Source organism: Actinophytocola sp., from assembly GCF_050699935.1.
GTDB lineage: Bacteria > Actinomycetota > Actinomycetes > Mycobacteriales > Pseudonocardiaceae > Actinophytocola.
Genome location: NZ_JBOHGB010000213.1, coordinates 1 through 9,617 on the forward strand (window position 1 = coordinate 1; position 9,617 = coordinate 9,617).

Annotated in this window: 12 protein-coding genes; 6 read left to right on the forward strand and 6 right to left on the reverse strand. The window is 72.8% G+C overall.

All coding sequences use genetic code 11. The features are described 5' to 3' along the window. Positions 1–728: thiamine pyrophosphate-binding protein (locus ACRDTB_RS35695; RefSeq protein ID WP_431436670.1), on the reverse strand; the 728-nt coding region annotated here is incomplete at its 3' end. Between the two features lie 42 nt (positions 729–770). Here ACRDTB_RS35695 and ACRDTB_RS35700 point away from each other — a divergent pair. The 4 genes from ACRDTB_RS35700 (at position 771) to ACRDTB_RS35715 (ending at position 5,092) form a co-directional block, all read left to right on the forward strand. Next, the gene (locus ACRDTB_RS35700) at positions 771–1,673 is read left to right on the forward strand and encodes a 1,4-dihydroxy-2-naphthoyl-CoA synthase (RefSeq protein WP_431436671.1); all 903 of its coding nucleotides are present in this window, start codon (positions 771–773) and stop codon (positions 1,671–1,673) included. Positions 1,674–1,747: 74 nt separating this feature from the next. Next, positions 1,748–2,863 carry an o-succinylbenzoate--CoA ligase gene (gene menE, locus ACRDTB_RS35705; protein ID WP_431436672.1) on the forward strand — a complete coding sequence of 372 codons (1,116 nt, stop codon included), beginning with the start codon at positions 1,748–1,750 and terminating at the stop codon, positions 2,861–2,863. Positions 2,864–2,928: 65 nt separating this feature from the next. Next, positions 2,929–4,119 (forward strand): hypothetical protein, encoded by a 1,191-nt coding sequence (locus ACRDTB_RS35710; RefSeq protein WP_431436673.1) that lies wholly within the window; start codon positions 2,929–2,931, stop codon positions 4,117–4,119. Positions 4,120–4,216: 97 nt separating this feature from the next. Next, positions 4,217–5,092 carry a 1,4-dihydroxy-2-naphthoate polyprenyltransferase gene (locus tag ACRDTB_RS35715; RefSeq protein ID WP_431436674.1) on the forward strand — a complete coding sequence of 292 codons (876 nt, stop codon included), beginning with the start codon at positions 4,217–4,219 and terminating at the stop codon, positions 5,090–5,092. Here the strand turns inward: ACRDTB_RS35715 and ACRDTB_RS35720 are convergent. The 3 genes from ACRDTB_RS35720 to ACRDTB_RS35730 are packed head-to-tail and all read right to left on the reverse strand — an operon-like array spanning position 5,085 to position 6,929. After that, positions 5,085–6,176 carry a PLP-dependent cysteine synthase family protein gene (locus tag ACRDTB_RS35720; protein ID WP_431436675.1) on the reverse strand — a complete coding sequence of 364 codons (1,092 nt, stop codon included), beginning with the start codon at positions 6,174–6,176 and terminating at the stop codon, positions 5,085–5,087. The genes ACRDTB_RS35715 and ACRDTB_RS35720 overlap by 8 nt on opposite strands. Then, a complete protein-coding gene (locus ACRDTB_RS35725) occupies positions 6,173–6,451 on the reverse strand; it encodes a DUF4229 domain-containing protein (RefSeq protein ID WP_431436676.1) in 279 nt (92 codons plus the stop codon). Before ACRDTB_RS35725 ends, ACRDTB_RS35720 begins: the two co-directional genes overlap by 4 nt. 10 nt (positions 6,452–6,461) lie before the next feature. Then, positions 6,462–6,929: an Lrp/AsnC family transcriptional regulator gene (locus ACRDTB_RS35730; RefSeq protein ID WP_431436677.1), complete on the reverse strand. Its 468-nt coding sequence runs from the start codon at positions 6,927–6,929 to the stop codon at positions 6,462–6,464. Positions 6,930–7,139: 210 nt separating this feature from the next. Between ACRDTB_RS35730 and ACRDTB_RS35735 the strand changes: the two genes are divergently transcribed. Then, positions 7,140–7,349 (forward strand): BldC family transcriptional regulator, encoded by a 210-nt coding sequence (locus ACRDTB_RS35735; protein WP_431436678.1) that lies wholly within the window; start codon positions 7,140–7,142, stop codon positions 7,347–7,349. Between the two features lie 110 nt (positions 7,350–7,459). Further along, positions 7,460–7,684, forward strand: a complete 225-nt coding sequence (locus ACRDTB_RS35740) for a hypothetical protein (RefSeq protein WP_431436679.1) — start codon at positions 7,460–7,462, stop codon at positions 7,682–7,684. Between the two features lie 9 nt (positions 7,685–7,693). Here the strand turns inward: ACRDTB_RS35740 and ACRDTB_RS35745 are convergent, their stop codons facing one another. Further along, positions 7,694–9,139 carry an AAA family ATPase gene (locus ACRDTB_RS35745; RefSeq protein WP_431436681.1) on the reverse strand — a complete coding sequence of 482 codons (1,446 nt, stop codon included), beginning with the start codon at positions 9,137–9,139 and terminating at the stop codon, positions 7,694–7,696. A 251-nt stretch (positions 9,140–9,390) separates the two neighbouring features. Continuing rightward, positions 9,391–9,617 (reverse strand): hypothetical protein (locus ACRDTB_RS35750; protein ID WP_431436680.1); only part of this gene is annotated, 227 nt, incomplete at its 5' end.

A 9,617-nucleotide genomic window follows, 5' to 3' on the forward strand; every position in this document is an offset into this window, starting at 1 on the left:
GGCCAGCCGGCCGACGCGGCGACGGCGGCCGCCGCGCGTGCCCGGTCGGCCCGGCCGCTGCCGAACACCATCAGCGTGCGCGCCGGGAGCCGGAAGTCCACGCGGCTGCCCGGCATCGACACCGGCGCGGCCGAGGTCGTCCAGCGCAGCCCGTCCGGCCGGCCGTCCAGCGGCTCGGGCCAACGCGGCTCGAACGTCGGTACCAGCGGCTCGCGGAACGGGACGTTCACGTGCACCGGCTGCCCGTGCTCGGCCTGCGCGACCGCGCGGCACACGAGCCCGCGCCAGACCTGGTTCTGGCCCCCGCGCCGCTCGGCCACCGGGAACTCCACCGCGACCGCGGCCGGCCCGAACAGGTCGCGCTGGTCGATGGTCTGGTTCGCGCCCGTGCCGTGCAGCTCTGGCGGCCGGTCGGCGGTGATCATGAGCAGGCCGACGCCCGAGTGGTGCGCCTCGAGCACCGCCGGGTGCAGGTTCGCCGCGGCCGTGCCCGAGGTGCAGACGACCGCCGCGGGACGGCCGCCGCCCCGGGCCAGGCCTAGCGCGAGGAAGCCGGCCACGCGCTCGTCGATGCGCACGTGCAGGATGAGCCGGCCCGCCTCGGCGGCCTCATGCATGGCCATGGCGAGCGCCGCGTTGCGCGAGCCGGGGGTCAGCGCGACGTGCCGAACGTCGTTGCGAACGAGCTCGTCGACGATCACTCCGGCCTGTGCGGTGGACGGGTTCACCTGGCCAGCTTGGCACGACGTGCCCCCGCCTATGCTCCCGGCGTGACTGTTTCCGACCTGTTCGACCCGTCCGCGTGGCGGGTCGTCGAGGGGTTCGACTTCACCGACATCACCTACCACCGGGCGGTGGACACCGGGGCGGTGCGGATCGCGTTCGACCGGCCGGAGGTGCGCAACGCGTTCCGGCCGCACACGGTCGACGAGCTGTACCGGGCACTCGACCACGCCCGGATGAGCTCCGACGTCGGGGTGGTGCTGCTGACCGGCAACGGGCCCTCGCCCCGCGACGGCGGCTGGGCGTTCTGCTCGGGCGGCGACCAGCGCATCCGCGGGCGGACGGGGTACCGGTACGCGGCCGGCGAGACGTCGGAGACGATCGACCCGGCCCGGGCGGGACGGCTGCACGTCCTGGAATGCCAGCGGCTCATCCGGTTCATGCCGAAGGTCGTGATCGCGGTGGTGCCGGGCTGGGCGGCCGGTGGCGGGCACAGCCTGCACGTGACCTGTGACCTGACGCTGGCCTCGGCCGAGCACGCCCGGTTCAAGCAGACCGACGCGGACGTGGGCAGCTTCGACGGCGGGTACGGGTCGGCGTACCTGGCGCGGCAGATCGGGCAGAAGTTCGCGCGCGAGGTGTTCTTCCTGGGCCGGACCTACACGGCCGAGGACATGTTCCGGATGGGCGCGGTGAACGCGGTCGTGGCGCACGCGTCGCTGGAGGCCGAGGCGCTGGCGTGGGCGAAGGAGATCAACGGCAAGTCGCCGACCGCGCGCCGGATGCTGAAGTACGCCTTCAACCTCATCGACGACGGGCTGGTCGGCCAGCAGCTGTTCGCCGGCGAGACGACGCGGCTCGCGTACATGACCGACGAGGCCGTCGAGGGACGCGACGCGTTCCTGGAGAAGCGGGACCCGGACTGGTCGACATTCCCGCACTACTACTGACCGCCAGGAAGGACGCCTTCCGGACGCTCGACGTCCGGAAGGCGTCCTTCCTGGCATTGGACGACAATCGGGCCGTGCGGGAGATCGTGCTGGACGGGGCGGACGGCGTGCCCGGGCTGGTCCGCGCGCTGCGCGACGCGCTCGACGGGACCGGGCCCGCGGTGCTGCCGCTCTCGGCGCGGGATCCGCGGCTCGGGGAGCTGCGCGCGCGGCTGGCCCCCGGCGAGCCCGCCGAACCGGGCACGGCCGTCGTCGTCGCCACCTCCGGGTCCACCGGCGAGGCCAAGGGCGCGCTGCTCTCCGCCGCCGCGCTCACCGCCTCCGCGACGGCCACGCACACCCGGCTCGGCGGCGCGGGCCGGTGGCTGCTCGCACTGCCCGCGCAGCACGTCGCCGGCGTGCAGGTGATCGTCCGGTCCCTGCTCGCCGGGTACGAGCCGGTCGTGGCCGGCGGCGGGCAAACGTTCGCGGAAGCCGCCCGGACGCTCGCCGCCTCACCCCGGTACACCTCGCTCGTGCCGACCCAGCTGTCCCGGCTGCTGACCGCCGACCTGCCCGCGCTGCGTTCCTTCGACGCGGTCCTGCTCGGCGGCGCGGTGACCCCGCAGCCCCTGCTGACCAGGGCCCGGGAGGCGGGCGTCAACGTCGTCACCACCTATGGCATGACCGAGACCGCGGGCGGCTGCGTCTACGACGGCGTCCCGCTCGACGGCGTCGACGTGCGGATCGAGGCGGGCCTGGTCGAGCTCGCGGGGCCGGTGCTCGCGTCCGGGTACCGGCTCGATCCGGCGGCCACCGCGAAGGCCTTCGCCGGCGGGTGGTTCCGCACGACCGACCTCGGCGTGCTGCACACGGACGGCACGCTCGAGGTGCTCGGGCGCGCCGACTCCGTGATCAACACCGGCGGCGTGAAGGTGGCGCCGGCCGCCGTCGAAGCCGTGCTCACCGCCCAGCCCGGGGTCGCGGAGGCGTGTGTCGTCGACCTGCCCTCCGACGAGTGGGGCCAGCTCGTCGCCGCCGCGGTCGTGCCGGCCGGCGAGCCGCCCCGCGTGCAGGACCTGCTCGACGCGGTCCGGGCGGCGCTCGGCGCACCGGCGGTCCCGAAGCTGCTGCGCCTCGCCGACACACTTCCCGTGCGGGGACCGGGAAAGGTCGACCGGGCGGCCGTGCGCGAGCTGCTCGGTCGGTGATTCTTCACCGACAAATCGGCACGTTCTGTTGACACATCACCACTCGGCGTCTTTGCTGACTGGTCGTGAAGACCAAACACCACCTGCTGGTCGGGGCGCTGCTCGTGGCCTCGATCATTGGCCTTGCACCAACCGCGAGCGCGGGTCCGGGACACCGGATCGATCTGAGCAAGCCCGCCGAGGGCAGCACGAACGTGACGGCGTCGGAGACGGTCCGGTTGGGGTCGGAGGCCAACCGGGCGGCCGAGTCGGTGCGTACCGGGTTCGCCGTCTACCCGCTCGGCCGCCTCGCCGAGCCGGCCAACACCTTCGCGGCCAGGGTCGACTCCACGGTGCCGGACGGCGCCGAGCTGGCGATCGACGTGCGCGGGCGCACCGGTGACGGCTGGTCCGAGTGGACGGAGATCCACCCGGACGCCCCGGCCGTGCTGTCGGCGGCGGTCCGTGACGTCGAGGTGCGCACCATGCTGTCCGCGCCGGCGGGCGTCGCGTCGCCGCGGCTGCGGGAGCTGACCGTGACCCCGTCGGCGAGCGACGCGCGGCCGACCGGGTCGGTCCACCTCGCGGACGCCGGCCTGACCTACGAGGTGTTCGCCACCCGCGAGGGCCTCGTCGGCGGCACCACGGCGAACGGCCACGTGATCACCGAGCGGGACCACTTCGTGGCGCTGCCGTCGCGGCGCGGGCTGTCCAACAACTGGGCCGGCGACTACAGCGTCCGCGTGTGCGCGTCGAACGGCCGCTGCGAGTGGGCGCCGGTCTGGGACGTCGGGCCGTGGAACACCCGCGACGACTACTGGAGCCCGCCCGACGTGCGCGAGGACTGGGCCGACCTGCCGCAGGGCAAGCCGGAGGCGCAGGCCGCGTACCAGGACGGCTACAACGGCGGCAAGGACCAGTTCGGCCGCACGGTGGCGAACCCGGCCGGGATCGACCTGGCGGACGGCACGTTCTGGGACGGCCTCGGGCTGACGGACAACTCGTGGGTCACCGCGACCTACGAGTGGACCGGCTCGGACCCGGCCGGCTTCATCGACACCGAGACCGACCCGCTGACCGTGCGCGCCGACACCAACACGGGCTCGGCCGCGGTCGGCCTGGCGGCGAACTACGCGCAGGTGCGCATCGAGTGCGAGGCACAGGGCGAGTCGGTCACCGGGACCCAGGGCACGTCGAGCGTCTGGTACCGGGTGGCCGCGGGCAAGTTCGTGGCCGCCGCCTACGTCTCCGGCGGCGGCGAAGCGCCCGCGTGCTGAGCGACCGGTGGCGCGTCCTTCGGGGCGCGCCACCGGACCGCGAGCACGTCTGTCCCCCTCCCGACGCCGGGCGGCCTGGGGCAAGGATGATGTTCCCATGGCCGCGACAGCAGCAGAATGGGTCGAGGGGGCGCGGGTCCGGACGCTGCCGAACTCGGTGGCCCCGGTGATCGTCGGCGCCGGCGCGGCCGGTGCGATCGACCGGTTCAACTGGTGGGCCTCGCTGCTCGCGCTCGCCGTCGCCCTGTCGCTGCAGGTGGGGGTGAACTACGCGAACGACTACTCCGACGGCGTCCGAGGCACGGACGCGGCGCGGGTCGGTCCACTGCGGCTGGTCGGCTCCGGGGTGGCCACGGCCGCCTCGGTCCGGACGGCGGCGTTCGCGTGCTTCGGGGTTGCCTCGGTGGCCGGCCTGCTGCTGGTGGTACTGACCGGACACGTGTGGCTGCTCGCCGTCGGCGTGGTGTGCGTCGCGGGCGCGTGGTTCTACACGGGCGGGTCGAGGCCGTACGGCTACTCGGGCTGGGGCGAGGCGGCCGTGTTCGTCTTCTTCGGACTGGTGGCCGTGCTGGGCACGCAGTACGTGCAGGCCGCGACCGTGACGTGGGCCGGGCTCGCGGGCGCGGTGGCACTGGGCTCGTTCTCCGCGGCCGTCCTGGTGGCGAACAACCTGCGCGACGTCCCGACGGACCGCGAGGCGGGCAAGCGCACGCTCGCCGTACGCCTGGGCGACCGCCGGACCCGGACCCTCTACTTCGGACTCGTCACGCTGCCGTTCGTGGTCACGGTGGTCGCCGCTGTCGCGAACGTGTGGCTGCTCGCCGCACTCGGGGCGGCGGCCGTCGTGGTGCCGGCGGTACGGATCGTGGCCGGGGGCCGGGACGGCCTGGCGCTGATCCCGGTGCTGCGGGACACGGCCCTGGCCATGCTGGCGTGGGCCGTCCTCGCCGGCGTGGCACTGGGCCTCAGCTGAGCCAGTCGCCGGTCGCGAGGAAGTGGTCCACTGTGGACCGGTACGTCGTCGGGTCCAGGCCCTGCGCGGCGAGCCACTCGTCGGAGTAGTACGTGTGGGTGTAGCGGTCGCCCTGGTCGCAGAGGAGCGTGACCACGCTGCCGGCGCGGCCTTGCGCCCTCAGCTCGGCCACGATCTGGAAGGCGCCCCACAGGTTCGTGCCCGTCGAGCCGCCCACCCGCCGGCCCAGGACCGGCTCCACGGCCCGGATCGTGGCCAGCGAGGCCGCGTCCGGCACCTTGATCATCCGGTCGATCACCTGGCCGATGAACGACGGCTCGACCCGCGGCCGGCCGATGCCCTCGATCCGGGAGCCCTGGCACGAGGTCAGATCCGTGTCGTCGTCGCGCCAGGCGGTGAAGAAGACCGAGTGCTCGGGGTCCACCACGGCCAACCGGGTGCGCAGCCGGCGGAACCGGATGTACCGGCCGATCGTCGCGCTCGTGCCGCCGGTCCCCGCGCCGACGACGACCCACTCCGGCTCGGCGTGGGGCTCCAGCGTCATCTGGGAGAAGATCGATTCGGCGATGTTGTTGTTGCCCCGCCAGTCCGTGGCCCGCTCGGCGTTGGTGAACTGGTCCATGAAGTGCCCGCCGAGCTCCTCGGCCAGCCGGCGCGACTCCGCGTACAGCTCGCCCGGCTCGTCGACGAAGTGGCAGCGGCCGCCCTGGTGCTCGATCAGGGCGACCTTCTCCGCCGACGTCGAGCGGGGCATCACCGAGATGAACGGCAGGCCCAGCATCCGCGCGAAGTACGCCTCCGACACCGCGGTCGAGCCCGAGGATGCCTCGATCACCGGCGTGCCCTCGACGATCCAGCCGTTGCACAGCGCGTAGAGGAACAGCGACCGGGCCAGCCGGTGCTTCAGCGAGCCGGTCGGGTGGGTCGACTCGTCCTTGAGGTAGAGCTGGACGTTCCACTCCGCCGGCAGCGGGAACGGGATCAGGTGCGTGTCCGCGCTGCGGTTCGTGTCCGCCTCGATGACGCGGACCGCCTCGCAGACCCACGTGCGGGTCTTCTCGCTGCTACGGTCCACCTTGGTCACGGCTGGTCCGTGCGCGGCGGCTCGTCCCCGCGCAGCTGCGCCCGCAACCGGGCCCGCTGCTCCTCCCGCTCCGCACCGCGTGCCGCGAGCCCGGCGGTCACCCGCCGGTTGAGCGAGCGGAAGACCAGCATCCCCAACGGAAAGCCCACCACGACCGCGACCGCGAGCGACACCAGCAGCGGCACCTTGACCATCATCAGCACAGCCGTGCCCACGGCGACCAGGCCGAGCCTGCCCAGCGTGTACAGCGTCAGATCGCGCCCTAGGTCACTCACACCGCCGACGCTACTCGTCGTCCGCATCCCCGATCTCCGAGGTGTTCGGCCGGCCCTCGAAGCGGGTGGACAGCACCACCGTGGTCCGCGTCCGCGCCACGCCGTCGATGCGGCGCAGCCGGCCTAGCGCGTGCTCCAGGTCGTCGACCGTCGCGACCCGGACCTTCACCACGAACGACTCGTCGCCGGCCACCCGGTAGCACGACTCGACCTCGGGCAGCAGCGCGAGCGATTCCGCCACGTCCTCGTCGTCGGCCACGTCGGTGGGGTGGATGCCGATGAGCGCGGTGACCCCGAGGCCGACCGCACTCGGGTTGACGATCGCGTGGTATCCGGTGATCACGCCCGTCGTCTCGAGCTTGCCCACGCGCTCGTGCACGGCGGACGCGGAGAGCCCCACCTGCCGTCCGAGCTCGGCATAGGTGGCGCGGCCGTTTTCGCGCAGCGCGGCGATGATCCTGCGGTCGACGGTGTCCACCGCGGCACTGTAGCGCCCGGCAGGTCCCGCCCGAACAGGTCGTTTTGTCCCTTACTACCTCTTTACCATCAGACAACCGTTCGAGTACCCGACGGGCGAAGTGACACGATTGGCGGGCACCACCGGCACGACGTGCGATTGGGCACTGTACGACCGGCCTACGACCGGCCCTGTCTGGCACTGTCCGGATCCGGCACAACTGAGGAGGACATGGTGACTGCCGCACACGTCGGTGAGCGCCTGCTGACCCCGGGCGAGGTAGCGGCCCTGTTCCGAGTGGACCCGAAGACCGTCACGCGCTGGGCCACCGCCGGCCGGATCGGCTCGATCCGCACGCCGGGCGGCCATCGCCGCTTCCGTGAGTCCGAGGTCAAGACGCTGCTCGCCGAGCTCACCACCGAGGCCACGAAGGCCACCTGAGCACGAGCCGGACGACGATCTCGCACCCATGACGCACCGTTCGCCCCCCGAGCCCCCAGAAACGGAACAAACGGGCTAACCTCGACACCAGGACTCTCGGGAGGTGCACGATGCTCTACCTGCTCGCCGCAATCGGCGCCATCTGCGTCGCCGTGCTGTTGTGGCGGGCGTTCGTGTCGAACCCCGCCAGTGTCGGGGAGCGTCCCACCCGGCCGATTCGGCCGACCCGGATTCGCCAGAACCCGGTGGCGCCCGACGACGACCCCGACTTCCTGCGCAAGCTCGGTCAGCAGAAACCGCCGCCGGCCGACCCGGACGGCAAGCCACCGGTCTGACCGGCCTGATCAGCGCATGTAGTAGAACTCGCTCGGGAACCCGTCCGCCACGGTCGCGGCCAGCTCCAGCAGGGCCATCCGGGTGGGCGGGCCGAGCCGGTCCAGCTCGATCTCGGCGCCCTCCTCCAGGTGCGGGTCGAACGGAATCCGGCAGACCGCGCGGCACCGGGCGCCGAAGTGCTGGGCCAGCTTGTCGAGGTCGACCGAGCCCGCCCGCGGGCGCACCGAGTTGATCACCGCCACCGACCTGGCCACCAGGTCGCGGTAGCCGTGCACGTCGAGCCAGTCGAGCGTGGCCGACGCGCTGCGGGCGCCGTCCACCGAGCCGGACGACACCACGACGAGCGCGTCCGCGATGTCGAGCACGCCCCTCATCGCCGAGTGCATGAGGCCGGTGCCGCAGTCGGTGAGCACGATGTTGTAGAAGTGCTCAAGCAGCGTCACCGTGCGCCGGTAGTCGTCCTCGCTGTACGCCTCCGACACGGCCGGGTCCTGCTCGCTCGCCAACACCTCGAGCCGGCTCGGGCCCTGCGAGGTGTACGCGCGGATGTCGGAGTAGCGCAGAATCCGGTCCGCGTCCCGCAGCAGGTGTCGCACGGTCGCGGTGGTCTCCAGCGGGATCTTCTGGCTGAGCGTGCCGCGGTCGGGGTTGGCGTCCACGGCGATCACCCGGTCGCCGCGCAGTGAGGAGAACGTGGAGCCGAGCGTGGTCGTCGTCGTGGTCTTGCCGACGCCGCCCTTGAGGCTCAGCATGGCGATCTTGTAGCAGCCGCGCAGGGGCTGGTTGACGCGCGTGATCAGCTCGCGGCGCTGGACGTCCGCCCCGCTCTCGCCGACGTTGATCAGGTGGCCGCTGGCCACGAATACCGCCTTGCGCCAGCCGGACTGCGGGCGGCGCTTGGTCTGCTTGAGCAGCTTGGCGGAGGACAGCTCGTCGGCGTTCGTGCTCTGCCGCGGGTGCGCCTGGTGGAGGTACTGCTGCGGGTAGACCGGCGGGTACGAGGGCTGCTGGTGCGGTTGCTGGTGGTGCGGGTGCTGATGCTGTGGTTGCGGCCCGGACGGCGTCTGCTCGGCGTAGCCCGCGTGCGGCCCGGACAGCGCCGGGTCGCCGTACTGGTACGGGCCCGGCATGGCCATGTCGGCGTGCTGGTGCGGGCCCGACGCGGCCGCGTCGGTGTACGGCTGCGGCTGCGGGCCCGAGGGCGTCGGCTCGGTGTACTGCGGCGGCTGCGGGCCGGACTGCGTCGGGTCGTGCGAGTCGACGTACGGGCCCTGCCGGTGCGGGCCCGACGGAACCGGCTCGACGTAGGGCCGCGGCTGCGGGCCGGACGGCGTCGGCTCGGCGTAGAGCGGGCCGGGCGTCTCCGGATGCGGAGCCGCCTCGGTGCGCTCGTCGTCGTCGAACGACGGGGACGCGAGCGGGTGCGGACCGAAGTCCTCGTTGTTGTCCGCCATGTGGTTGGCTCGTTCCTGCGCGGGCGTCATCCACGCGAATTCGTGTTGGTTTGCCTGACCCTGGCCGGCACCGACCACGTCCGGCTCGCCTTCACGCCCGCTCACGCTCGGATCCTCCCTGAAACCTGCCCCGGGACCGCCTCAGCACGCGACGGTAGTCGTTACCGTAAAAGGTCGTCGACACCGGGGGTTGCCGGTGTTCGCACCAGCAACGACCGGTGGCGCCGGGGCAGTCGCCAAGTCGGGTGAGCCTAACGTCCGAGCAGATCACCCAGCGGGTTGATCATGGTCATGGCCGGCTGTGTGTTGTCGGCGGCCAGGATGCCGGTGACCGGGGACAGGACACCGCCGACGGTGTCGGTGACCGGCTCGACGACATCACCGACTGTGTCCGTCACGGGGGTCACGACCTGCTCGACCGGACCCGGCTTCGGCGCGGGCGGGTTGCTCGGCGCCGGCGCGGGCGCGGGGGCGGGGG